23 protein-coding genes are annotated in these 24,991 nt (G+C 64.1%); 9 read left to right on the top strand and 14 right to left on the bottom strand.

The features are described from left to right. Window positions 1–676: 676 nt before the first annotated feature. The 3 genes from ACTJLD_RS04940 to ACTJLD_RS04950 all read left to right on the top strand — a co-directional run bounded on the left by ACTJLD_RS04940 (window position 677) and on the right by ACTJLD_RS04950 (window position 3,011). On the top strand, window positions 677–1,066 hold the full coding sequence (locus ACTJLD_RS04940; RefSeq protein WP_027790003.1) for a fucose-binding lectin II: 390 nt from the start codon (window positions 677–679) through the stop codon (window positions 1,064–1,066). Window positions 1,067–1,190: 124 nt separating this feature from the next. After that, window positions 1,191–2,012, top strand: coding sequence for a fucose-binding lectin II (locus ACTJLD_RS04945; protein ID WP_060341712.1), 822 nt, complete (start codon window positions 1,191–1,193; stop codon window positions 2,010–2,012). A 153-nt stretch (window positions 2,013–2,165) separates the two neighbouring features. After that, complete coding sequence (locus tag ACTJLD_RS04950) at window positions 2,166–3,011, top strand: AraC family transcriptional regulator (RefSeq protein WP_060086049.1); 846 nt, start codon at window positions 2,166–2,168, stop codon at window positions 3,009–3,011. A gap of 186 nt (window positions 3,012–3,197) precedes the next feature. On the opposite strand, the gene ACTJLD_RS04955 is transcribed toward ACTJLD_RS04950, so the two are convergent. From ACTJLD_RS04955 to ACTJLD_RS04965, 3 genes are all read right to left on the bottom strand, one after another. Beyond that, window positions 3,198–3,530 carry a helix-turn-helix domain-containing protein gene (locus ACTJLD_RS04955; protein WP_060086048.1) on the bottom strand — a complete coding sequence of 111 codons (333 nt, stop codon included), beginning with the start codon at window positions 3,528–3,530 and terminating at the stop codon, window positions 3,198–3,200. Next, window positions 3,523–3,855, bottom strand: a complete 333-nt coding sequence (locus tag ACTJLD_RS04960) for a type II toxin-antitoxin system RelE/ParE family toxin (protein WP_059696229.1) — start codon at window positions 3,853–3,855, stop codon at window positions 3,523–3,525. The genes ACTJLD_RS04955 and ACTJLD_RS04960 overlap by 8 nt, the downstream gene beginning before the upstream one ends. Window positions 3,856–4,144: 289 nt before the next feature. After that, on the bottom strand, window positions 4,145–5,527 hold the full coding sequence (locus ACTJLD_RS04965; protein WP_440658175.1) for a M23 family metallopeptidase: 1,383 nt from the start codon (window positions 5,525–5,527) through the stop codon (window positions 4,145–4,147). 340 nt (window positions 5,528–5,867) lie between these two features. On the opposite strand from ACTJLD_RS04965, the gene ACTJLD_RS04970 reads away from it, so the two are divergent. After that, a complete protein-coding gene (locus tag ACTJLD_RS04970) occupies window positions 5,868–6,737 on the top strand; it encodes a mechanosensitive ion channel family protein (RefSeq protein WP_440658176.1) in 870 nt (289 codons plus the stop codon). 80 nt (window positions 6,738–6,817) lie between these two features. Here the strand turns inward: ACTJLD_RS04970 and ACTJLD_RS04975 are convergent, their stop codons facing one another. Continuing rightward, entirely contained in the window at window positions 6,818–7,960 is a 1,143-nt protein-coding gene (locus tag ACTJLD_RS04975; protein WP_440658177.1) for a branched-chain amino acid ABC transporter substrate-binding protein, read from the bottom strand. A 69-nt stretch (window positions 7,961–8,029) separates the two neighbouring features. Continuing rightward, a complete protein-coding gene (locus tag ACTJLD_RS04980) occupies window positions 8,030–9,067 on the bottom strand; it encodes a histone deacetylase family protein (protein ID WP_124919121.1) in 1,038 nt (345 codons plus the stop codon). A 115-nt stretch (window positions 9,068–9,182) separates the two neighbouring features. Here ACTJLD_RS04980 and ACTJLD_RS04985 point away from each other — a divergent pair, with 115 nt between their 5' ends. The 3 genes from ACTJLD_RS04985 to mqo all read left to right on the top strand — a co-directional run bounded on the left by ACTJLD_RS04985 (window position 9,183) and on the right by mqo (window position 12,187). After that, entirely contained in the window at window positions 9,183–9,671 is a 489-nt protein-coding gene (locus tag ACTJLD_RS04985) for an Lrp/AsnC family transcriptional regulator (RefSeq protein WP_027790012.1), read from the top strand. A gap of 65 nt (window positions 9,672–9,736) precedes the next feature. After that, on the top strand, window positions 9,737–10,003 hold the full coding sequence (locus tag ACTJLD_RS04990; protein ID WP_440658178.1) for a hypothetical protein: 267 nt from the start codon (window positions 9,737–9,739) through the stop codon (window positions 10,001–10,003). Between the two features lie 522 nt (window positions 10,004–10,525). Beyond that, a complete protein-coding gene (gene mqo, locus ACTJLD_RS04995) occupies window positions 10,526–12,187 on the top strand; it encodes a malate dehydrogenase (quinone) (RefSeq protein WP_172535130.1) in 1,662 nt (553 codons plus the stop codon). Between the two features lie 31 nt (window positions 12,188–12,218). On the opposite strand, the gene ACTJLD_RS05000 is transcribed toward mqo, so the two are convergent. The 8 genes from ACTJLD_RS05000 to ACTJLD_RS05035 all read right to left on the bottom strand — a co-directional run bounded on the left by ACTJLD_RS05000 (window position 12,219) and on the right by ACTJLD_RS05035 (window position 21,543). Beyond that, entirely contained in the window at window positions 12,219–12,443 is a 225-nt protein-coding gene (locus ACTJLD_RS05000; protein WP_059587076.1) for a hypothetical protein, read from the bottom strand. Window positions 12,444–12,702: 259 nt separating this feature from the next. After that, a complete protein-coding gene (locus ACTJLD_RS05005; protein WP_060373259.1) occupies window positions 12,703–12,960 on the bottom strand; it encodes a PAAR domain-containing protein in 258 nt (85 codons plus the stop codon). A 22-nt stretch (window positions 12,961–12,982) separates the two neighbouring features. After that, a complete protein-coding gene (locus ACTJLD_RS05010) occupies window positions 12,983–13,642 on the bottom strand; it encodes a hypothetical protein (RefSeq protein WP_060358825.1) in 660 nt (219 codons plus the stop codon). Window positions 13,643–13,741: 99 nt separating this feature from the next. Next, window positions 13,742–14,620: a DUF6708 domain-containing protein gene (locus ACTJLD_RS05015; protein ID WP_060358824.1), complete on the bottom strand. Its 879-nt coding sequence runs from the start codon at window positions 14,618–14,620 to the stop codon at window positions 13,742–13,744. Window positions 14,621–14,624: 4 nt separating this feature from the next. Beyond that, window positions 14,625–15,236, bottom strand: coding sequence for a DUF6708 domain-containing protein (locus ACTJLD_RS05020; RefSeq protein WP_440658180.1), 612 nt, complete (start codon window positions 15,234–15,236; stop codon window positions 14,625–14,627). 247 nt (window positions 15,237–15,483) lie between these two features. After that, a complete protein-coding gene (locus ACTJLD_RS05025) occupies window positions 15,484–18,483 on the bottom strand; it encodes a T6SS effector BTH_I2691 family protein (RefSeq protein WP_440658181.1) in 3,000 nt (999 codons plus the stop codon). Continuing rightward, complete coding sequence (locus tag ACTJLD_RS05030; protein ID WP_440658182.1) at window positions 18,476–19,426, bottom strand: DUF4123 domain-containing protein; 951 nt, start codon at window positions 19,424–19,426, stop codon at window positions 18,476–18,478. Before ACTJLD_RS05030 ends, ACTJLD_RS05025 begins: the two co-directional genes overlap by 8 nt. Then, a complete protein-coding gene (locus ACTJLD_RS05035; RefSeq protein ID WP_440658185.1) occupies window positions 19,423–21,543 on the bottom strand; it encodes a type VI secretion system Vgr family protein in 2,121 nt (706 codons plus the stop codon). Before ACTJLD_RS05035 ends, ACTJLD_RS05030 begins: the two co-directional genes overlap by 4 nt. 832 nt (window positions 21,544–22,375) lie before the next feature. Between ACTJLD_RS05035 and ACTJLD_RS05040 the strand changes: the two genes are divergently transcribed. Together ACTJLD_RS05040 and dbpA are read left to right on the top strand one after the other, a co-directional pair. Further along, complete coding sequence (locus tag ACTJLD_RS05040) at window positions 22,376–22,573, top strand: hypothetical protein (protein ID WP_060318441.1); 198 nt, start codon at window positions 22,376–22,378, stop codon at window positions 22,571–22,573. Next, complete coding sequence (gene dbpA, locus ACTJLD_RS05045) at window positions 22,570–23,967, top strand: ATP-dependent RNA helicase DbpA (RefSeq protein WP_060358332.1); 1,398 nt, start codon at window positions 22,570–22,572, stop codon at window positions 23,965–23,967. Before ACTJLD_RS05040 ends, dbpA begins: the two co-directional genes overlap by 4 nt. A gap of 15 nt (window positions 23,968–23,982) precedes the next feature. On the opposite strand, the gene ACTJLD_RS05050 is transcribed toward dbpA, so the two are convergent. Further along, on the bottom strand, window positions 23,983–24,873 hold the full coding sequence (locus ACTJLD_RS05050; RefSeq protein WP_440658187.1) for a LysR substrate-binding domain-containing protein: 891 nt from the start codon (window positions 24,871–24,873) through the stop codon (window positions 23,983–23,985). Between the last annotated feature and the right edge of the window lie 118 nt (window positions 24,874–24,991).

Genomic DNA, 24,991 nt, shown 5'->3' on the forward strand with positions numbered 1-24,991 from the left:
CGCAGCCGCAGACCCAGCCCGGAGAAACGGGCTAGTAGTCGTAGCGAGAAGAGGGGCTGGGCGGCTTGCATGGCCGGAATCAAATCACAGGGTGACGGGGGCTGTCAACGGGCCGGGCGCAAATGACGCCGAATTTGATCGCTCAGAATCAGTCCTGTCCGATAGGCGTCGCGCAGCCCCGTCGATATGCTTCATGGGTGCGGCGCCGGTGGAGCCCTGTTCACGTTCGGAGTGAGTGGGTCAATCCACTTCGCCGGTTGCCGCACCCCATTTCCATTGCGATCGGGTTTCGGCGCGGGCGTTCGGTGGTGGCCGGTGGGCGCGGCCATGACCGAGATGCTGATGTTGAAACGAACGCTGCCATATGCGAACGCCGAACGTCCGCGCCCAAGCCCGATTGCTGTCGCCTCCCCTGCCTCCCCGCCGGCGTTATCGCGCATCGTTCAGAAAAGCGATATGGGCACCGATATAGTTTCCCGAATATCTGCAAATAGCGCCAATTAAACACGTTTCATTAAATCGATTAACCTCGGTTTTCGATTTACTGAACAATAGCCATTCCCCGGCGAATATTTTCTGATTTATTTTTCGGCATGCTCGATGCGTCGCATTTCAAACGGCAAACGTTTGCGCGACACAGCTCCAAGCCTTACCCATCATTCCTCAGGAGGAGAGCATGGCCGATTCTCAAACGTCTTCCAATCGCGCCGGCGAGTTTTCGATTCCGCCGAATACCGATTTCCGCGCGATTTTCTTCGCGAATGCCGCCGAGCAGCAGCACATCAAGCTGTTCATCGGCGACAGCAAGGAACCTGCCGCGTATCACAAGCTGACGACGCGCGACGGCCCGCGTGAAGCGACGCTGAATTCCGGCAACGGCAAGATCCGCTTCGAAGTGTCGGTGAACGGCAAGCCATCAGCCACCGACGCGCGCCTCGCGCCGATCAACGGCAAGAAATCGGACGGCTCGCCGTACACGGTCAACTTCGGGATCGTCGTGTCGGAAGACGGCCACGACAGCGACTACAACGACGGCATCGTCGTGCTCCAGTGGCCGATCGGCTGACCTGACGCACGGCCGACGACCGACCACCGCCGGCCGCCTCCGGGCCGGCCGGCGGTTGGGCACCGCATTCAGCGGCGCCTCGCGCCGCACTCCACAGAAACCCGTCCTACCAACGGAGACATCCATGCCCCTCCTTTCGGCTTCGATCATCAGTGCACCCGTGGCGACCTCGGAGACCTACGTCGACATCCCGGGCCTGTACATCGACATCGCCAAGGCAGAGATTCGAAACGGGAAACTGCAGGTCATCCTCAACGTGCCGACGCCGTACGCGACCGGCAACAACTTCCCCGGCATCTATTTCGCGATCGCGACCGACAAGGGCGTCGTCGCGGACGGCTGCTTCACCTATTCGTCGAAGGTGCCCGAAAGCACCGGGCGCATGCCGTTCACGCTCGTCGCGACGATCGACGTCGGCACCGGCGTCACGTTCGTGAAGGGCCAGTGGAAAAGCGTGCGCGGCAGCGCGATGCATATCGACTCGTACGCGAGCCTGTCCGCGATCGGGGAAACGGCGGCGTCATCGTCGTCGCCCGCCGGCGGCGGCAACGAAACCGGTGCGGAGGGCGGCAGCGGTGCCGGCAGCATCGGCGGCGGCGAGCGCGACGGCACGTTCAATCTGCCGCCGAACATCAAGTTCGGCGTCACCGCGCTCACCAACGCGGCGAACGACCAGACGATCGACATCTACGTCGACGACAACCCGAAACCGGCCGCCACGTTCAAGGGTGCCGGCGCGCAGGACCAGAACCTCGGCACCAAGGTGCTCGATTCCGGCAAGGGACGCGTGCGCGTGATCGTGATGGCGAACGGCAAGCCGTCGCGGCTCGGCTCGCGGCAGGTCGATATCTTCAAGAAGTCGTATTTCGGGATCGTCGGCTCGGAAGACGGCGCCGACGACGACTACAACGACGGCATCGTGTTCCTGAACTGGCCGCTGGGCTGAGTCGCACCGCCCTGCCCGCCGTCGCCACGCCGCCCGGCGTGGCGATCCGCTCCAGTGCGTCAGCCGGCGCACGCCCTGCCCGCGCCGCAAGAACGATCAAATGCCCCCGGCGCCGATACCATATAGTCCGCCCGACACACTCATTGGCACGCCATGAATCCGGTAGGACAAGCACTCTGGTTTATCGAAACCACGCTAGACACGGAACTGACGCTCGACAGGATCTCCGCCAGTTGCGACATGTCGCGCTTCGGCTTCTCGCGCCTGTTCTCGATGAATACCGGCTGGCCGGTGATGCGCTACGTGCGGTCGCGGCGGCTCACGCGCGCGGCACGCGCACTCGCGCAAGGCGCGCCGGACATCCTGCACGTGGCGCTCGATGCCGGCTATGGCTCCCATGAGGCGTTTACGCGCGCCTTCCGCGATCTCTTCGGCGTCACGCCCGAGGACGTGCGGGCACGGCGCACCCTCGACGGATTGTCTCTTGTGGAGCCGCTGCGCATGAAAGAACTGAAGATCATCGACGTGAGGCCGTCGCGCTTCGAAACCGCCGGCAAGCGGTTGATCGCGGGCATGAGCGACCGCTATACGTTTGACACCAACGAAGGGATTCCGGCGCTCTGGCAAGCGTTCATCCCATACATCGGTACCCTTCCCGGCCAGGTCGGCGACGTGACGTACGGCGTGTGCTGCAACCCCGATGCGGACGGCAGCTTCGAATACATCGCGGGCGTGGAAGTCACGAGCCGCGACCGGCTGCCCGCGCCGTTTCGCTGGGTCGAACTGGCGCCACAGCGGTACGCGGTGTTCGAACACGCCGGGCATGTCTCGACGTTGCACCAGACCTTCTACAGCATCTGGAACGGCTGGCTGCCGACGTCGGGATTCAAGGCGGTGGACGCACCCGAGTTCGAGCGCTACAGCGGCGACTACGATCCGGTGACGGGCGCCGGCGTGCTGGAAATCTGGTTGCCGGTCGAACCTGTGGCGTTAACGTGAACGAACGTGACAAACAATCGGACCACACTGATTCTGCAGCCAATGTGTTCGACTACGAAGTGCCCACACGATGAACCGGACGGGCTGCAGTTTCTCGAGGCGCGGGATTCACAGTCAGGATCGTGGCCGCGTATGCGGTCTCCCGACGAAGTTCGTTTGCGAAATCAGCGCCTGACGCCAGCGTGTTCACGCGAACGAAATGACAAGCTTCTTGCCGCACGCTGCGGCGTACTTGCGCAGCGTCGCAAACGACGGCGAGTGCTTCTCGCTCGAAAACGAAGCTTCGAGCCTCGATACTGCCGACGTCGTGGTGCCCATTCGTTCGGCGACCTGAGCCTGAGTCAGGCCCGCATCCTTGCGCGCGTCGAGCAACGCACGAAGCGCGGTGAACTCCTCTTCCAGTGCATCGTATTCCGCCTTGATGGCCGGATCGGCGAGCAGACGTGCGGTGTCTTCGGCAGTGTGTCGGACAGGTGCATACCGCTCCTCGCTTGTATGTGCGGGGCGAGCCTTAGCCATTGTTACGTACCTCCTTCATTCGCCTGCGGGCGATTTGCAACTCGTCGTTGGGTGTCTCCTGCGTCTTCTTGACGAAGGAATGCAGGACGACGAGTTCATATCCCACCCGGATGCAATAGAACACACGCCCGATGCCTTCACGGCCTCGCGGGCGCAATTCAAACAATCCTTCCCCCATCGCGCGCGAATACGGCATCCGCAGATCCGCACCGTGTTCTTCCATCGCCTCGATCAGTAGGAGGTAGCCAGCCAGAATGCCCTTGGGCAAAGCGAACACATCACGCTTTACCCGTTCGTCGTAGTACAGGATCGTCCACTTCTTCATCGCGATATTAGCAAATTTGCTAACCCCCATCAAACCTGTCGAGTCCTTCCGGTCGGCGCGCTCCGGGCACGTGACCATCCGCATGTATTGCGACTCCTGCGACAAAGCGACATGCCCGCTGCCGGCCACGCGCCCCGATCAGGTACCTCTCGTCAGGCCAGGTGAACCGGGTATCCGGCTTCCGTTTGTCAATTCGTCTTCTACACGCTTCCTTCAGACTCTAAGGCGACGTCTTTGCGATTCGTCAGTTAACCAAACGATCTAATTCCCACATTGCAAGTCCGCGGGGTCAGCCATCGTGCGACGGGGAAAGCGTCGACATCGCGACCGACCGCAGCCAGTCGGCAGACGCGAGCTGCGTGCGCGCACCGAGCGCCACCTGGTTGAACGCCACGCGCCGCTCACCCTTCAGCTTCGCCGCGTCGCCCGCCTGTACCAGCGCGACCGGGTCGACGAGACGGTCATGCCTGCGCACCTCGAAATGCAGATGCGGCCCCGTGGCCGTCCCCGTGCTGCCGACCGCGCCGACACGCTGGCCGCGCGCAACCCGCATGCCGGTTCGCAGCGTCGGCTCGAACGCCGACAGGTGCGCGTAGTACGACGCATAACCGCCGTCATGGCGAATCACCACGTACTTGCCATAGCCGCTCGGCTCGGTGCCGATGAACGTCACGACCCCACGTTCCGACGCATGAACCGCGCGCCCGGCCGGTGCCGCGAGATCGACGCCGGAATGCACATGACGCGCGCCGGTCACCGGATGCACGCGCGCCCCGAAATGCGAGCTGATCCGCGTTGCGTTGACCGGCATCGCAAACCGCGAACCGGCAAGCGGCACGCCGTCGAAGTCGTAATAACCACCCGACGAGCCATCAGCGGGCGCAAACCACACGCCCGTGACGTACTGGCCGCGAAAGCGAAGCTCGAGCGCCGTCACGCGCGTGCCGCCCGGCTGCATCGCGCTGTCGTCGGGTTCGTATGCGACGCGAAAGGTGTCGCCGAGTGCGCCGTGCTGTTTCAGGTCGATGTGCCCGGCGAGCATGCGGATGACCTGCTCGGCAACGCCGGCCGGCAGATCGGCGCGCGCCAGCGACGCCCGCAGGCTGCCGACGATCGCGCCGCCACGCGCGCCGCGCTCGGCCTCTTCGAGCACGAACGGTTCAGCGGCGGCGAGATCGACGGGACGCCGTTCATACGCGGCCCGTTCACCCATCGCGGGCAACGCCGATGCAAGACCGTAATCGAACCTCGACGCGTACGCGCGCTCGACCGCACCGCGCGCCGCATCGCACAGCACGCGGTAGGCCACACATGCACCGAAGCGCGCAACGGCGCCATCGCGTTCATGCGCGCTCGGCACGTTCGGCACGTTCGGCACGGTCGACGCAGGCAACGCGTAGGCAACGTCGAGCGGCGCTGCCGACGATGCATGCAAGCCGCCCCACGTCGTTCGCGCGGCATCGAAAAAGGGCACGTCGACAAGGTCGGCCGTCACGGGCGAAAACGGCGCGGTGTCGTGGGACACCTGCGCCGACGCACCCGGTGCACTCGCCACACAGGCGGCCGCGACGACACCGCGCAGCAACGTGCGGCGCATCGGGAGACCGCAAACGCCGCGGAGCGCGGATAGACCTTGTTCGCGTGCGAGACGGAAACGCAGGTCTAACCGCATGACGTCGTCACTCGCTGTTTGTCAATGAAAAATCGGGAAAGAACCGGGTATCGCGGAGGAACGATCGTCGCGACCCGGCAACGTGAAGACGAGTGTATCGGCGCGATCGAAGCAGCTGAATAGGACAAGTCTCAGTTACTGGAAAAGTCGCTTCGTACTAGATCGAAATCGCGATGTCGTGCACCGGCGGCACGGCTGTGCGGCATTCGACCCCACCCACGCGAGCGAACCATCGTGCCGCAGGTACAGTCGAACGCTGCCGGCGCGTGAGCGCGAGCGTGCCCGACCACGGCACGTTCGCGTCGCATCGCGCACGGCTTCCTCAACCCGGAATTCCTTCATGTTTCTCGACCAACTACACCCGGAACGCTGGACGTTCCTGTGGAACGCACTGTCCACCCTCTCCATCAAGCTATGTGCCGGCCTGGCGCTGCTCGTCGTCGGCTGGTGGCTGTCGAAACGCATCGGCAACTGGCTGAACCGCCTGCTCTCGAACAAGGAGCGCGTCGACGACACGCTGCGGCCGATCCTCTGCGACGTGGCCGTGTGGGGCATCCGCATCGTCGCGATCGTCGGCGCGCTGTCGCAGCTCGGCATCGAAACCGCGAGCATCGTCGCGGTGCTCGGCGCCGCAGGCCTCGCAATCGGCCTCGCGCTGCAAGGCACGATGCAGAACATCGCGGCCGGCATCATGCTCCTGCTGCTGCGGCCGTTCAAGGTCGGCGACTATATCGACGGCGGCACGGGAGTCGCGGGCACCGTCGACGAGGTCGGGCTCTTCATGACTCGGCTGACTAAACCGGACGGCATCTGCGAGTACGTGCCGAACAGCGCGCTGTGGGGCAGCTCGATTCGCAACTACACGCGCAACCCGACACGCCGCCTCGATCTCGAAGTGGAAGTATCGGTACACGACGACATCGACCGTGCGCTCGATGCGCTGCGCAAGCTGGCGCTCGCCGATCCCGACGTGCTCCGCGAGCCGGAACCGGACGTGATGGTGATGCGCTTCGACGACAGCACGGCGGTCGCGAACATGCGCGTGTGGACGCACACCGACAAGTTCTGGGCGATGCGCTGGCGCCTCGCGCGCCAGGTGCGCAAGACGCTTGCCGATGCGGATTGCGTGCTGCCGATCCGCGCACGCGAGCTGCACATCGTGCACGACGCGGAGCGCCGCGGCGACAGCACGCGAGTGCGCGCGCTGTAAACGGCGAAGGCCGCGAAGCCTGTCCCGCTTCGCGGCCCCCGCGACATCAGGCGCGACATCAATGCAACATCACCGCCGCGTCACATCTTCACGATATCGAGCAGCGCCTTCTTGCCGCTCTTGTAAGTGAACACCGAGATCGCGCCGTGCTTCAGGTCGCCCTGCGGCGTGAAGCTCGTTTCGCCGATCACGCCGCGATAGTCGGTGGCCGGCATCGCGGCCAGCACCTTCGCCGGATCGGTCGAGTTCGCGCGTTTCATCGCGTCGACGATGATGTAGACGGCGTCGTACGAGAACGGCGCATACACCTGCATCGGCTGGTGGTAACGCGCTTCGTAGCGCTTCGCGAACGCCGCGCCGCCCGGCATCTTCTCGAGCGCGATGCCGGCTTCGGAGCACACGACGTTGTCGGAGGCCGGACCCGCGAGCTTCGGCAGGTCGGTCGAGCACACGCCGTCGCCGGCGAGGATCTTCGCCCGCATGCCGAGCTGGCGCGCCTGCTTCGCGAGCGGGCCGCCCGTCGCGTCCATGCCGCCGTACATGATCGCGTCCGGGTTCGCGCCCTTGATCTTCGTGAGGATCGCGCGGAAGTCGATCGCCTTGTCGTTGGTCGCGTCGCGCGACACGACATTCATGCCGGCCGCCTTCGCGGCTTTCTCGAACTCGGTCGCGAGGCCCTGCCCGTACGCGGTCGAATCGTCGACCACGGCCACCGTCCTGATGCCCATGTTCTTCGCCGCATACATCGCGAGCGCGGGCCCCTGCTGCGCGTCGGTCGCGACGACGCGATAGGTCGTCTTGAAGCCCTGCTGCGTGTAGGTCGGGTTGGTCGCGGCCTGCGAGATCTGCACGACGCCGCCGTCGCGATAGACGCGCGACGCCGGAATCGACGTGCCCGAGTTGTGATGGCCGACGACACCGATCACCTTGTCGTCGACGAGCCGCTGCGCGACCTGCGTCGCGGTACGCGGATCGCCCGCGTCGTCCTGCGCGTCGAGCTGCAGCGTGACCTTCTTGCCGCCGATCACTAGCCCCTTCGCATTGATTTCCTCGACCGCGAGGCGCGCGCCGTTCTCGCTGTCCTTGCCGAGATGCGCGATCGCGCCGGTCAGCGGCGCGACGTGGCCGATGCGCACGATCTCGTCCGCGTGCGCGGGCCATGCGGCCAGCGCGCACGTCAATGCGGCCGCGGTGGCGAGTGCCGTCTTGTGATGCCGGTTCATGCCTGTCTCCTCCTTTGTCGCACTTCGTTCGTGTTCGGATTCGTCGTTCGTCGAAGGCCGCGCATGCGCTCACGCGCGCCCTTCGAATCCCAGCAGTACGTTCACCGCGTTGATGCCGATCTCGTCGACCATGTAGCCGCCTTCCATCACGAACAGCGTCGGCAGGTTCAGGCGCGCGAGCGCCGCGCCGATGCGCAGGTAGTCGGGCGAGCGCAGCCGGAAATGGCTGATCGGGTCGTGCTCGAAGGTATCGACGCCGAGCGAGACGACGAGCGCGTCGGGCGCATGCGCGGCGATCGCGGTTGCCGCCTGGTCGAGCGCCGCCGAATAGGTGTCCCACAGCGTGCCCTTCGGCAGCGGCAGGTTCAGGTTGTAGCCTTCGCCCGCACCGATGCCGCGCTCCTCCGCGTAGCCGGAGAAGTACGGGTACGACACCGGCGCCTCGCCGTGGATCGATGCGAACAGCACGTCCGCACGGTCGTAGAAGATGTCCTGCGTGCCGTTGCCGTGGTGGAAATCGACGTCGAGCACCGCGACGCGCGCGGCGCCCTGCGCGATGCAGTGCTGCGCGGCGATCGCCGCGTTGTTCAGGTAGCAATAGCCGCCCATGTACTCGCGGCCCGCGTGATGGCCGGGCGGGCGGCACAGCGCGAACGCCGCGCGCGCCGCGCCGCTCGACAGCAGGTCGGCGCCGGTGAGCGCCGAGTTCGCGCTCGCGCTCACGGCGTCCCAAGTGCCGACGTTGATCGGCGCACCGGCGTCCATCGCGTAGAAGCCGAGCTTGCCGTCGATGAACGCGGGCGGCGTCGCGGCGGCCGGCATCGCGCGCACCGGCCACACGAGCGGCAACGCCTGGCAGGTGCGGCCCGTCGCGGCCCACTCGTCCCACGCGCCGGCGAGGAAATCGACGTAGCGCGCGCTGTGCGCGGCCGCGTAGTGCGCGCGGTCGAACGGTTTCGGCGCGATGACGTCGCCAAGTCCAGTGGCACGCACCTGCGCGAGCACCGTCTCGGCGCGAAGGGGGTTTTCGAACGAATCGGTGATCGCGCCGTCCTTCAGTTCGACGCCGCGATGCAATTGGTGATCGCTGCTGTAGACCGTGAGCATGGTTGACTGTTGCGGTGAGGGTGGCAACAGTTTATTGACCGCAGGCGGCAATAACTTTGCTTTCGACGCGCGCCTTTCGTACAATTTTGCGAAAACCGCCTACGGAATCCCGGAAATGAGCAAAATTCGCGCTTCGGTCGAACTGGATGGCGTGGACCGCGCCATGCTGCGCCTGCTGCAGGACGACGGCGCGCTGTCGAACGCGACGCTCGGCGAGAAGCTGTCGCTGAGCGTCACGCCCTGCTGGCGCCGCCGCAAGCGGCTCGAGGACGAAGGCGTCATCACCGGCTACCAGGCGAATCTCGACCGGCGCGCGCTCGGCATGAACGTGTTCGCGTTCGTGCAGGTGACGTTCAACATGCATTCCGACGAGGATTCCGATCACTTCGAGGAGGTGATGCGACGGCACGACGAAGTGACGTCGTGCCACAAGATCACTGGCGCGGCCGACTACATCCTGCAGGTCGTCGCGGCCGATCTCGATGCGTACGCCGAATTCGTCGAGCGCGTGCTGCGCAAGCAGGCCGGGGTTTCGTCGATCCAGTCGAGCCTCGCGTTGCGCGAAGTGAAGTTCTCGTCGCGCGTGCCGGTACCGGGCGCCTGAACGACGCGGCGAACGCAGGGGCCGTCAGCCGATTCTCCGAATACCCATCCCATGGAGCACCACCCATGAAGCGTTTCGTCCCTTCCCTGTCGCTGGCCGCCACGCTGGCCTGCGCGTTCGCACTGAGCGCCTGTGCCGCACCATCCACGCCGCCCGCCCCGCCGATGGTCGGCAGCGATCGCGACGCGCACGGCTGCATCGGCTCGGCCGGCTATTCGTGGTGCGAAACGACGCAACGATGCGAGCGCCCGTGGGAACTCGCGAAGCAGAAGGGCTTCGCAAATTCGGCGCAAGCGTACGACCAGTTCTGCCGGAACGCTGCCGCCAAGTAAAGTGGCGTGACGTCGCGCGATCGTGTCGCGGCACGCTGCCGCGACACGACGAGACACGAGCAAGACGCTCCCGAAAACCCCTCGCGATCCCGCGCAGTTATCCACACGTTTCCCGGTTCCGCCGACCGTCATTCCGGAAACCCGGACACGCAAAAAACCCCACGAAAACAACGGTATTTTTCGTTTGTGACACAGCAAACGAGTTCGGTTACATTACGCGCCCCTTGCCACCCCGCCCCCCGCAAAACGCGTCGCGCGCGGCCTCTTTCCACGCAGCCTGAAGCGCCTTCCGCCGTGGCTTGCCGCAAGGGCCCGGGCGCGTCGTGCGCCACTGTGACGCAGGCGCTTGCCTGCCCGCGGGAAGCCGATCCGAAGGTGTCCTTCCCGACGGTTTCGCGTGCGCAAATGCAACGCGGCGCGGCGTCGATCCGGAATTCCGGATTCGCGATCCGGATCTCCGGATCCGCGTTTCGCCGCGGTCGACACACGCGCCGGGCGGCTTGGCAAACCGATGCATCCAAGTTGAAAAAGGGATCTGCTGTGATCAAAACGTTACGGGTAATACTGTCCGCGCTCGCGCTGTGCGTCGCCGCGTCGTCCGCGCACGCCGCCGATACGAAGAAGGTCGACGTCCTGCTGGTGGGCGGCGGCATCATGAGCTCGACGCTCGGCGTCTGGCTGCACGAGCTCCAGCCTGACTGGTCGATGACGATGGTCGAGCGCCTCGACGGCGTCGCGCTGGAAAGCTCGAACGGCTGGAACAACGCCGGCACCGGCCACTCGGCGCTCGCCGAACTCAACTACACGCCGGAGAAGGCGGACGGCAAGGTCGACATCTCGAAGGCCATCGAGATCAACGAGTCGTTCCAGATCTCGCGCCAGTTCTGGGCGTGGCAGGTCAAGCAGGGCGTGCTGAAGAACCCGCACTCGTTCATCAACTCGACGCCGCACATGAGCTTCGTGTGGGGCGACGACAACGTGCGCTTCCTGAAGAAGCGCTACGAGGCGCTGCAAGCCAGCCCGCTGTTCCGCGGCATGCAGTATTCGGAAGACTACGACCAGATCAAGCAGTGGGTGCCGCTGATGATGGAAGGCCGCGACCGCAACCAGAAGGTCGCGGCGACGTGGACGCCGATCGGCACCGACGTGAACTTCGGCGAGATCACGCGCCAGTTCGTCGGCTACCTGAAGACGCAACCGAACTTCACGCTGTCGCTGTCGAGCGAAGTGCGCGAGATCACGCGCAATGCCGACGGCACGTGGCACGTGACGTGGGTCAAGCTGCACTCGGATGAACCGGCGCAGTCGGTCGACGCGAAGTTCGTGTTCATCGGCGCGGGCGGCGGTGCGCTGCACCTGCTGCAGGCGTCGGGCATCCCCGAGGCGAAGGACTACGGCGCGTTCCCGGTCGGCGGCTCGTTCCTCGTGACGGACAACCCCGAGGTTGTGAAGCAGCATCTCGCGAAGGCGTACGGCAAGGCGTCGGTCGGCTCGCCGCCGATGTCGGTGCCGCACCTCGACACGCGGATCATCGACGGCAAGAAGATCATTCTGTTCGGGCCGTTCGCGACGTTCTCGACCAAGTTCCTGAAGAACGGTTCGTACTTCGACCTGCTCAAGAGCACCAACACGCACAACGTCGCGCCGATGATGCGCGTGGGCGTCGACGAATTTCCGCTGGTCCAGTACCTCGCCGGCCAGCTGATGCTGTCGGACGACGACCGTTTCAACGCGCTGAAGGAATATTTCCCGAACGCGAAGAAGGAAGACTGGCGCCTGTGGCAGGCCGGCCAGCGCGTGCAGATCATCAAGCGCGACCCGGTGAAGGGTGGCGTGCTGAAGCTCGGCACCGAGATCGTCAGCTCGCAGGACGGCAGCATCGCGGGCCTGCTCGGCGCGTCGCCGGGCGCGTCGACGGCCGCGCCGATCATGCTGAACCTGATGAAGAAGGTGTTCAAGGACAAGGTCGCGACGCCCGAGTGGCAGCAGAAGATCCGCCAGATCGTGCCGAGCTACGGCACGAAGCTGAACGACAGCCCGGCGAAGGTCGTCGAGGAATGGACCTACACGAGCGACGTGCTGCAACTGGCGCCGCCGCCGAAGATCGACATGGCGACGCCGTCGCAGGCGACGGGCACGGCCCCGGCACGCCCCGCGAAGGCGTCGGCCGACATGGCGCTCTGATGCGCTGAGCGGCAACGCGCGATTTGAACGGCTATCCGCGAGGATGGCCGTTTTTACGTGCGCGGGCCGCGCCTCCTGCATGGTGGTCCTTGCCGCAGGACTCCAGGACGTTGGCGAACGTGACCGACTCAGGCTCGATCAGTGCGAGGAAGGCTTCGCACTGCGGCGGCCCCCGCCAGCCGTCGCAGATGTCCCAAACAGACTGCTGGCTGGTAGCGAACAGAAGGTCGAGATAGGTGCCGTCTGGCAGCGTCACCAGATGACGCGACAGGAATCCCGGTTAATGCCGCAAGTTGCAGGTATCCGAATACGCCATTTTCCACGAAATGCATGGTATGCGAGATCGTGTCGTGGATCTGCACGGCTTCTTGGCGTATAACCTGGCGCAGGTCATCGATTTGCACACGGCGGATCGCCGGGACATTCCCACTCATGTTGCCTGACTCCGAGACGAGTACCTGCCCGCCATCGGGACCTTCGAACAGATAACTTCCGACTGATTTCAACAGCCGCTGTCACTCCACCTGCCATCCTGCTTCGCCCTCGACCAGAGTGCCGCCATGGCTCGTGGTGTCGCCTTCGCGCGCCACCGGCTGGCCTTCGATCTCCGCGCCGGACGAGCCGGTTTGAATCACCGCGCCACAACTGATGCGGTCGCCCACGCGCGCTACGGCTCGACCGTTGATGGCAGCTGACTCGGCGCCGCCGATGACGACACCTTCACCGTGGATAGGACAGCTGTGTCGGTGGCCGACGCGTACGATAGGTCGCATATCAAGCCCCTTATGGTTTGAACTACTTTTGAATATCCTGACGCTTACTAGCTAACAGGCGAAGACCACCGAAGATGCCGATCGCCAAGGCCGGTAACGAGGCCATGGCGAGCTTCATGGTCACGACGGTAATGGTGAGACCGACGCAACTGACCACGATCAGCGCGCCGAGCACCTTTGCTAGCCACGTGCCCTGGAAATGGCTCTGCTTGATCGGCACCGTCGGGTGGTGCGACCGCCACGTCGCCATGGCTGGCCCAAGCGCCGCCTGGAAGTCCTTGTAGCCGGGTGTCTTGCGGTTCCCGAGCAACGCGAGCGTTGGCTGTTCCCGGCGCGTGAGTCGGATCAGTCCGTCCAAGGTATACGCGGTGATACTGTCAAAGGGGACTGTTCCATAGCGCTTGAAGACCAATGAATCGGGTGTGATGTGCACCACGTCTTTGGCAGGCGGGTACACCACGTGGGCCAGGATCAACGGAGTGGCGATACAGACGACTATCAGCGCCGCGATGGCAAGAAGAGATACTTCGGTGAGCGATGGGAATAGCGCGAGTATCGCCACGACGAGCAGGGGAGAAAAAAGCGCCAACAGCGGGGCGACCTGGTGCCATCTGGTGTAGATAACCACGTTAGGTAGGTCGTTGACTCCGTTGGTGTCCGTTTCGAGGCTGGGGTTGTTCATGCAAGCGCACTCCAGAAAATATTTGATCGGCAGCTTCGAGACCGTTGGGGTGTGATGTTGTGTTTCCGGTCGTTCGATAGTGTGGATAATCGCGTCGCCTCACCTCGTGCAGCGCGTCGGCTCTCCCCCATTCAGTGCTTCCGGAGGTGGCGGTGCGCTGCGCACGTTGAACACATGGCACACCACGTACCAGCACAGGGCGGAGAACAGGTTGTACGGGAACAGGATCAGCCACATCGGTATTAGCCAGTTCTTCTTGCCTTGCCATTCGCCCGGCTCGCCGCTGCGCCATGGCGCATAGTGGCGCCAGGCTTCGGCCGGGGTCAGGCAGATGCGGTGTAGCGGCACGTACCACCAGTTGGGCTCGCCGGGCGGCGGCAAGTGGTCCGGGCCCTTCTCCATGAACTGGCAGATGTATTCCCACACCTCAGCGATGTAGCGCGGGTCGGGGTCATTGGGCGCATTGCTGTCGACCCAGAGAACGATGCGATCTTTCTCGTCACCGGGCGCCGGCCGTGGGCCGAAGGCCAATGCGAAATTCGTGCTGAAGGATCGGCCACCGAACTCGTTGCGCACGAATTCGGCGCCTTCGGTCCGTGCCCAGTCGAACGCAATCAGGGTCTTGTTGCGCTGGTAGTAGACCTTGCGCGTCTTGCGATTGAAGTAGAAGTTGGATAACCGCTTGACGAAGAAGATGCGGTACCAGACAAGAATACAAACAAACGCGGGAAACACCATGAGTATCGAGTAACCTATCAATAGATCGGCACTGAAATTCCCCGTGAAAAATACCAAGTACGTGATGACAAAAACGCCAGCCAAGGTCATGGAGATATACATTTTCCCCATGAATACCGAATCCGCCACCCATGGATTTCGCAAACACAACAGGTCCCGATCAATGCTAACCAATTGATCGCGGATGGCCGGTGCCACACCAGTTCGCGTCTGTCGAGAAAATCGCCATGTCATCGCCATCGATTCAACGCTCTAAGGCTTCCGCCGGCGGCGGTGCGCTGCACACGTTGAACACGCGGCACACCACATACCAGCACAGGGCGGAGAACAGGTTGTACGGGAACAGGATCAGCCACATCGGCAACAGCCAATTCTTCTTGCCTTGCCACTCGCCCGGCTCGCCGCTGCGCCATGGCGCATAGTGGCGCCAGGCTTCGGCCGGGGTCAGGCAGATGCGGTGTAGCGGCACGTACCACCAGTTGGGCTCGCCGGGCGGCGGCAAGTGGTCCGGGCCCTTCTCCATGAACTGGCAGATGTATTCCCACACCTCAGCGATGTAGCGCGGGTCGGGGTCACTGGGCGCATTGCTGTCGACCCAGAGAACGGTGCGATCTTGCTCGTCACCGGGCGCCGGCCGTGGGCCGAGGGCCAATGCGAAATTCGTGCTGAAGGATCGGCCGCCGAACTCGTTGCGCACGAATTCGGCGCCTTCGGTTTGCGCCCAGTCGAACGCAATCAGGGTCTTGTTGCGCCGGTAGTAGACCTTACGCGTCTTGCGATTGAAGTAGAAGTTGGATAGGTGCTTGATGAAGAAGATGCGATACCCGGAGATTGCGATCGCAAATAATCCGAACACGATGACGCAAGCCAGAAGTGTCCAGAAAAGTACTCCGAATCTTTCTCTCCCAATTAGTACCCAACACAAATATCCGAACATTGGAATGTTAAGGGATGAATACATTTTCCCCATGAATACCGAATCCGCCACCCATGGATTTCGCAAACACAACAGGTCCCGGCCAATGCTAACCAATTGATCGCGGATGGCCGGCGCCACACCAGTTCGCGTCTGTCGGGAAAATCGCCATGTCATCGCCATCGGTTCAACGCTCCAATTGAAATTGCTCGGTGGCCTGCGCGCTTTCATCCAGGCCCTGATTAGGCTTGTAGTAGATGCGCAAAGCCATCCGGTAGACCTCCGTGACTTCCTTCTTGAAATGGATGACCAAGCCACTGCGTGTGTCATAGCAGGTCGGGTTACCGACAACGCAGATGTTGCCTTGCTCCAATATCTCGGACCAATGGCTTTGCCCCATGACATAGCCGCGTAGCAGGACCGCGAATTCCACAGTGGTCGTGGTTTGTGGTACCTGGTTTGTCGCGATCCTGCCCCAATCCGGGTATGACCACTTCAACAGTTTGCGGTGCCAGGTGCTGTCGATGCCTTTGATCCCGATGGCCTCGGCGTCTTTCTTGGTCAGCAGCACAGGGGCGTAATAGGCGGCGTACCAGGCCTTGATTTCTTCGTGGACGCCGGGAAACGGCGGCAGTTTCCCGTTGGCGTCCAGCTTGATGTCATCGCGCTTTTCACCATCGTTCAGGCGCTTGCCAAAGATGCCGCGTGCCGCCCAGAGTTCGATGGGGCTATGGCGGCGCGCATCTGACTGAGAGTGGAGCCAAACCCCGCCGGCAAGAACGCCTGCCCCGATAAGCACAATCGCAGCGGCAGCCCAGCCAGCTACCGGAACCACGGCTGTCGGACCTGCAATGGCCAAGCCACCTTCCAAAATCGCAGCGCCGCCAAGCAAAACCAGCAAGCCACCTCCTGCCGTGTAGGCAGCTGCTATGTCGTCCCCGTTTTCGGATTGCCTTTGAACCTTTGCTACATCAGACGCAAACCCCGCCAACATCGTCGGATACCCCAACAACCGACTGAACAGATTGCCGGTAATAAAACTCATCACGCCGTTACCGAACGCCATACCAGGCGCGTTGGCGGTGTAGCGCAGCACGATGATCTTATAGGTGGAGCGAGCGCTGGCGCCCGTTGCCACCAACGCTCCAGTCACACCCAAGATGGCGGAAGCGAAGCCCGCCGCGTTTTCGAAGGACGGGTCGCTGCAAAGGCTGGCATAAGCGCTCTTGAGAGCGATGACGTTGAAGTAAAGCATGGCGACGTTCAGTGCGCCGCCCCCGGCGGTGGTCGCCAGCGCAGCGATATTAGGGCGTACCCGCTTGATCAACGTCGCTTCGACGGTGACGGTACGGCTGCCACTGACACGTACGCGCTTGATCTCCTCGAAGTCCGCCATGCCGGACTTCACGAACTTGTCCACCTCTTTGCTGAGGGGATCGGTGAGCGACTTCGTATTGGTGACGCCGTAGCGTGCGCTTAGCAGACCCAAGGCCTTCTCTGCATTGGCTTCGGCAGCGGCGGCGAGCACCTGCTGACGCAGGTTGCGGCTGGCGTCCCAGCGGGTCTTGCCCTGCAGGCGCTTGAGCGTCACGGTGGTCACCGCTTCGGCGGTGAGATCGGTGATGCCGGCGGCGACCGGGAAGCGCCCGGCCAGACCCTCGATGACGCCATCGGCAGCGCCCAGCAGCACGCCCACCGCATCGGCCTTCTGCTTGAACGGGTTGTATGGGGCGAGCGCGAGATAGAGCGGACTGTCGTGCTGGTCCAGCCAGGCGCTCAACCGTTGGAAGCGCGCATCCTCGTCGTCCGTACCCGGCAGGGCCTGGCTCATGGGATGGAGCATCAAGGCCAGGGTCATTTCGAGGCCCCGGGCGGACGACTGCTCATCGCGGTCATAGGTGGCCAGGGCGGCAGCCAGACTGGTGGGCTCGTTGCGATGGCGGGATTCGGCGGTGGCCAGCCATTGGTCGTGGTCGGTGCAGGCCAGGAGCGCGGTGCGCAGGTGGGTGCGTAGTTGCGCTTCGCGTTGATCGCGTTCGGCCAGGAACTGGTGGTATTTGGCGGTATCGATGCGATCACCCAGGCGGTTGCCGATGGGCGACACCCCCTTGTCGGTGAGTACCTGGTAACGCAGCTCGGAGGGCGTCGCCCGGCGCTTGCCCCCCACTTGCTTGGTTTGATGCTCCTCGCGCAGCTTGACCAAGACTTCCGTCTTGGGCTGGTTGGCGGGGTACATGCTTTGCAACGTTTGCTCCAGCACCGCGGCAACGAGGTTCTTGTGGTGGTAGTCCTTGCTCTGGGCGCTGAGTTTTTCCACATCCAAGCGGAAGCAAGCGGGCACGCAGGGCGCTTGGGGCTGGTCCTTGCCTTGGCCCGCGGCAGCCTGACCCTGCTGCGTCGGCAGAATGTCGCGCAGTTGATGCTGATAGGCGGCAACCGACAGGCCGAGATCCAGGCTGATGCCTTCGGCGTCGTTGAGCACGACCACCACGGGCACGCGCGGCTGGGTGAAGCGATAGTGCTGGCCCTGGGCCAGGAAGGTGCTGACGGGCAAGTCGTCCTTGCTGGCGTGGCTGCTCCAGTTCAGGGCGATGCGCTGGCTCTTGGGCTTGCAGTCTTCAACCCACTTGCTCAGGGCACTGGCGGGCAGCACGTGCGGCTGGCTGGACGGGGCTTTTTCACCGGAGGTCAGCTCGGCCATGTCGAGCCGGCGCATATGGCGCTGGCGCATGGCCGGGTCGGACGTGATCCTGGTGGTCATGGCGTTGGTCCACAGGTGCGGGCTGTAGCCGATCCAGACCTCTTTGGCCTTGTCCTGGCAGGTGTCGGCCCACACCCAACCCATGCTGTTTCCGGTTTTGTAACGATCCTTGCGGTGGTACTGCTCGAGGCTGCCGTACTTGAGTTCCTTGTAGCGCCCTTCACCGTCGTATTCGTGGATGACCAGCTGTTCGCCCTTCGTTCCTTTCATGAACACGTAGACGTAGCCCGGCCGCAGGGCGCGCAGGGTGTAGGCCGAGCGCTTGAGGGGCTTGAAGCCCTTTTCCAATTTGAAGCCGGCGTCGGCATATCGGTAGAACGGTGCCTTGTCGTCGCGCGGCACGATGGCATAGCGAATCGGCAGGATGGGCACGCGCGAACTGCACGAAGGAGCCGAGGACGAGCCGCCGGCCGTGGGCTTAGTCATGGGAGGACTCCTTGGTGTTCGCCAAGGCGGCGAGCTGGCGCACCCGCGCCTGCGGAGATTCAGTGAGGTCGTTGAGGATGGCGACAGCTTCCCTGTCTTCGAGCAACCAGGGATGACGAGCCACCAGGTCGACGTAGCGTCTCGCCACGTCGTCGTCGCTGATGTAGAGCTGGGCAGCGACCTGCAACAGTTGAGCGACCCACTGCCGGATGTCATCGAGGGAGCGACGCGCGTGCTGCGGCAGTGCCTGGACTTCGTAGCTGCGGCTGAGCAGGAAGTGCTCGCTGGTGTTGGCGTCGAAGCGGGTCCATTCGTGTGGCCGCAAGGTGAACGGCGCGGCGTTGTCGTCACGGCTGGGCGTGGCTGTGCGATCCAGGCGCATCCACGCCTTGACCGGCCCCCAGTGGGTACGCCAAAGCAGGCTGGTCATGGGACCGAGCCATACGTTGCGCTGATCCTCGTCGAGGGCGTCGAGCCACGCGGCGAGGTGGTGAGGCTGGATGTCGAGATGCGCCTGGCTCTCGTCCGGCAAGGCAATCTGCACGAGGCTGCTGAGATGGGTGGTGAGCGTGTCCAGGTCAGCGTCGGCGCCGATGACGACGGCACCTCCGATGGGCACCCATTCCGCCAGCGCGTGCTGCATCAGGGCATGCTGCGCGGTGGCGTCCACCAACAGGGGGCCTTGGTCGTAGATATCGTCGAGCGAGCCGTGCTGCCAGAGCCAGGCGCGATGCGGAAACGGGTCCCACTCCTGGACCAGATCCAGTACTCCGGGCGCGTAGGCGGGCTGCCACTCCCCTTGCTGCGGGGGTGGGCGGTAGACCCAGTTCTGCAAGGGCACGGTCATCAGCAGAAGATGGCGGAAGGGGCTGTCGGGTAGCGCGTCTACAGGAAGGTCCAGGCGCTGCCATGTGAGCAGCGGCGACGCCGGTGTATTGATCATTTCGCTCGTCCCCCCAGGCAGGTGCAATCAGCGAGCGGACATGTGCCATCCGGACGGCGGCCGCACCGCCGATCGAGCGGCTTGCCGGAGGCCGGTGCGCCCGTGATGGCGAAGGGATTGCTCGCTCCCCCGCTCTGCTGGGTCATCGGCCCCTTCGTACGAATCGCCACGCCTTCCAGCGTGATGCCGCCGCCATCGATGCGCACAGTGCCGCCCGGGCCTTTGACTTCTAGGACTTCAGCGGCATGGATTTCATAGACCTTGGTGCGTTGCCGAATGGCCTGTCCCGCCTCCAGCTCGGCACGCCCCTGCACGCGCTGCGTCAGATGCCCGCCGATATCTGCCGTGTGGTTAGCCGCCGTCTTGTCGCGACGATGGTTGCCGACTTCCTCGGTACGGTCCTTGCCCGTGTGGATCGTGTGGTTGCGGCCGATGGTCAAGAAGTCGTCCTGGCCGATATCGTGGCGACGGTCCTGGCCGATGGTGACCTGCTCGTCGCGCCCAACGGTCTCTTTGCGATCGTTACCGATGGCGATGGTTTCGTCGTGCTCGACCTGTTCGTTGCGGTCGTTGCCGACGAAGGTGGTTTCGTCGTGATTGACGTGGATGTTCTGGTCCTTCTGCGCGTGGACGTAGATTTCCTCTTGATCCTTCTCGTCCTCGAAGCGCAGTTCGTTGTAGCCCTCGCCCTTGTGCGTCTGGCTCTTGATCGTCATCCGCGTCTTGTGCCGCGGCAGCTCGTACGGCGGCAACTGCAGCCGGTTGTACGCCCGCCCGATGATGAGAGGCTGGTCCGGATCGCCATCCAGGTTGACCACGATCACTTCCTGCCCGATACGTGGGATCGCCATGTGGCCCCAGGTCGCGCCGGCCCAGTTCTGCGCGACCTGGATCCAGCACGAGCTGTGCTCGTCGTGCTTGCCTTCGCGATCCCACGGGAACTGCACCTTTACCCGGCCGTACTCGTCCGTGTAAATCTCTTCGCCTTCGGGGCCGACCACGGTCGCCGGCTGCGGGCCGTCAATGCGCGGGCGCGGCAGCGGCTCGGCGCGCCACTCGGCATCGTCGGGCACCAGCACCGCCTCGTAGCGGTAGTGCGTGCCCTGCTGCGCGTCAGCGCCCTCCTCCGCCTGGCTGGTGGTCTGCACGCCGTGATGCACGATGCTCACCGGGCGCCAGCCGCGGTTCATGTCCTCGCGCGGGTGACCGGTGAGGTCGAACGCGATGCCGGGTTGCAGGCGCGCATCATCGCCGGTAACCCGCGCGACTCGCGCATCGCGACGGTGACCACGCAGGCGGTCCTGCGTGAAGGCCTTGCCGCTGGCTTCATGCTTGTAGCGGCCCGGGTAGTCGTAGCGCGCGTAGCCGCGACCCTGGTGATCGAGGTCGGTCCCTTCGCGCGGGTACTCGTGCGGATAGCGTGGACTCTTGAACGTGTAGTCGCGCTGCACCTGACGCGCGGTACGCACGTTCTCCGTATAGGCGAAGGTGCGCAGGCATGGCTGCGGCTGGTCGCCGCCGGGCGTGGGGTTGTAGATCACCGGCTCGCCCTGCTGACGACCGAAGATAAACAGCCGATCGCAGTGGATCAACCGATGACCGTCGGCGCGGTGCTGAAAGGCGTAGAAGAAGCCTTCCTCGCGCAAGATACGTTCGATGAAATCGTAGTCGGTATCGCCTGCCTGCACGCAATACTCGCGCGCCAGATGCTCGCTGGTGACACGCTGCTCGTAGTCCAGCGTTTGATGGTGTGCCTTGAGCACGGCCGTGGCGATCTCGGGCACGCTCAAAGTCTGGAAGATGCGCCAGTCGGAGGACAGCTTCAGACGCGCCAAACGCGGCTCGACCACCGCGGAATAGCGAGTACGTCGAAAGCCCGTGTCACGCTGAACGAACGATGAGATGGCGCCATGCACGTAACGCACCGGCTGCCCGCCCTGCCCAATCGTGAGCAGGCCGTTGCGATCGAGCACCTCGCCAAAGTCGATGGCGGGATTCGCGCTCGCCAGTTCCACCTGCAACAGGAAGGTTTCGGATAAACCTTCGTGCAGCGTGAATTCAACGACTTCGAACAATTCGTCGCCGGCGGTGAAGGTGAAGCGCAGGTCGGATTGCATGGGTATCGTGAGCTCTCTGCCACAACAAACCTATCGCGTCTTGCGTCGCCCGATAGGCGGTGGCGAATGAATGGCAAACGTACAAGCCAGCGCGGAACTTTCGCCGAACTGGCCGTCGCAGACGGACATCCATGAACTTCCTACCTTGACAGGCTGTACAACTGCCCTGGTCAGCGGCATTGGAAGACAGAAGCGCGATCCTCCAGCCGGTGACTCGCATCAGTGATGCAACGTAGTCTCTCAGGAGAGTCGATGGTGTATGACAGCGCATGCTGGACGTCCGGCAGCGATAGTTATCTATTGCCACACTCGCGTCTATGGGACAAATCCGAAAACAGTTGCATTCGAAACTAAACCACGGCCGGTCGAATGAAAGGTCACAGACAAAGAACGGCGCCGAGACAAGTATCTGAACGGATTCGAGCAGAAGCGCCGCAAGATCGCCAATTTCGTACCGCGTGGTCAATGCGAATCCAGCATCGGTCTCCGCCGAAAACCAATGCCGGCACCCAGTGCATGCTGTTCTCGATGCGCCAACGCGCTCGCCGGCCTACGCAACTCGCGCTGCGCCGGAACGCAGGTCCGACACGTAGTAACGCCGCACCCCGTCGCGAAACTGCCTGCGCCACCACGTATCCGCTAGAATTGCGCCACGCGCGTTCCTGTCCTGTGATCGCGCCCCGATCCATCATCCACCCCGACGAACCATCACGCGAACGGCTGCACCGCGCCCCGCCCTTTCGCGCGGACGCCGCGCGCCACGACCGCGCAATACCGGCGCCCTTACCCGACATGCCGGGGCGCCCAACCGAATTCAGCTGGAGAAAAATCCGTGTTTACCTGCCGAAACCAGAGCTGCGGCACGCAGTGGGAACAGTCCGACGTCGTCATCAAGGACGAAGGCCAGGGGCTGCTGTTCCGCTGCCCGCTGTGCGGCGCCCGCAACTACCTCGAGCGCTTCGAGGACGATGAAGGCAACGTCGCCTACGAACAGATGGAAGGCAAGCCTTACCTCGGAGACCTCCAATGACCCAGCCGACCGCCACGCCCTTCAGCGCGCTGCCGCTGACGCCGGCCACGCTCGCCAACCTTGCCCAGCTCGGTTATGTCGACATGACGCCGATCCAGGCCGCGAGCCTGCCGGTCGCGCTGGCCGGCCAGGACCTGATCGCGCAGGCGAAGACGGGCAGCGGCAAGACCGCCGCGTTCTCGCTCGCGCTGCTGGCCCGCCTCGACGCGCGCCGCTTCGACGTGCAGGCGATGATCCTGTGCCCGACGCGCGAACTCGCCGACCAGGTCGCGCAGGAAGTGCGCCGCCTCGCGCGCGCCGAGGAGAACGTGAAGGTGCTGACGCTCTGCGGCGGCACGCCGATGCGCCCGCAGGCGCAGAGCCTCGAGCACGGTGCGCACATCGTCGTCGGCACGCCGGGCCGCATCATGGATCACCTCGATCGCGGCAACCTGAAGCTCGACGCGCTGAACACGCTGGTGCTCGACGAAGCCGACCGGATGCTCGACATGGGCTTCTTCGACGACATCGCGAAGGTCGCGCGGATGTGCCCGACCACGCGCCAGACACTGCTGTTCTCCGCGACCTATCCGGACGGCATCGCGAAGCTGAGCCAGCAGTTCCTGCGCAATCCGAAGGAAGTGAAGCTCGAGGAGCGTCACGACAACAGCAAGATCCGCCAGCGTTTCTATGAAGTGACGGAGAACGAGCGTCTGCATGCGGTCGGCCAGTTGCTGAACCATTACCGGCCGGTGAGCACGATCGCGTTCTGCAACACGAAGCAGCAGTGCCGCGACCTGCTCGACGTGCTGCACGCGCAGGGCTTCCACGCGCTCGCGCTGCACGGCGAGCTCGACCAGCGCGAGCGCGACCAGGTGCTGATCCAGTTCGCGAACCGCAGCTGCTCGGTGCTGGTGGCGACCGACGTCGCCGCGCGCGGGCTCGACATCGCGCAGCTCGAAGCCGTGATCAACGTCGACGTGACGCCCGATCCCGAAGTGCACGTGCACCGCATCGGCCGGACGGGCCGCGCGGATCAGGACGGTTGGGCGCTGAGCCTCGCGAGCATGGACGAGATGGGCCGCGTCGGTGCGATCGAGCAGGCGCAGAAGCGTGACGTCGAATGGCATCCGCTCGCGGAGCTGAAGCCGGCCGACGACGGCGTGCTGACGCCGCCGATGGAAACGCTGCAGATCCTCGGCGGACGCAAGGACAAGATCCGCCCGGGCGACGTGCTCGGCGCGCTGACCGGCGACGCCGGGTTCGACGGCAAGCAGATCGGCAAGATCAACGTGACCGAGTTCTCGACCTATGTCGCGATCGAGCGCGGCGTCGCGCGCGACGCGCTGCGCAAGCTCAATGCGGGGAAGATCAAGGGCAAGCGGGTCAAGGTCCGGTTGATGGACGAGGAGTAAGCCCCGCGCGCGCCGCTACCCCTGCGCGGCGCGCTCGCCCAGCATCGTCAGGTACTGCTGTACCGCCCCCCATTCCGCGCCGAGCCGGCTGAGCGCGACGAGCTCCGACCGCGGTGTATCGCCGGCAAGCTTCCGGTACACGACGTTCGGCGCCGCGATCCGGCTGAGCGGCGCCGGCACGATCGACACGCCCAGGCCGGCCCCCGTCAGCGCCAGCACCGACAGCGTGCTGCTCACCTGGTGCGCGATGCGCGGCTCGCGCCCGAGCACCTGGCGCAGGATCGCCAGTTGCCCTTCATCGTCGCCGTCGGCCGCATACAGGATGAACGGTTCGTCCGCGAGCGCGGCAACGCTCACCGAGCGCCGCTTCGCGAACGGATGCCGATCGCTCATCACGACTTCCCACGACCAGCTGCCGACCGTCCGCACGGCCAGTTTCGCGTCGAAGGCCACGCCGAACGTAGGGCAATAGCCGATGTCGAGCCGGCCCGCGAGAATCGCATCCTGCTGCGCGGCCGGCGCCATTTCGTGCAGGTCGAGCACCACGCCCGGCCAGGTCGCATGAAACTCGGTCAGATCGTGGGACAGCCGCCCCGTCGCGACCGCATTCCCGACGAAACCGATCCGCACGATGCCCGTCTCGCCGCGCGCCGCGCGCTGGACCAGCGTCTTCGCGCGCTCGGCCTGCTCGAGCGTGCGCTGCGCCTCGATCACCAGCAGCCGGCCGGCATCCGTCAGCGCGACCTTGCGCGTGCTGCGCTCGAACAGCGGCGTGCCCAGTTCCTCCTCGAGCGCGCGGATCTGCTGGCTCAACGCGGGCTGCACGATATGCAGCCGCTCCGCCGCGCGACCGAAATGCCCTTCCTCGGCAACCGCGAGAAAGTAGCGCAAATGACGAAGATCCATGGGGCCGATTAATCACCAAAAACGATCAATATCGAAATTTAATCTATTGGATTGAAAAATCAAGCGCGCGCATCCTGACGGTCAGGCGCTGCACCGCAGCGCACCTTCACAGGAGCCG

It is taken from the genome of Burkholderia sp. 22088 (assembly GCF_052045915.1).
GTDB classification, from domain to species: domain Bacteria; phylum Pseudomonadota; class Gammaproteobacteria; order Burkholderiales; family Burkholderiaceae; genus Burkholderia; species Burkholderia cepacia.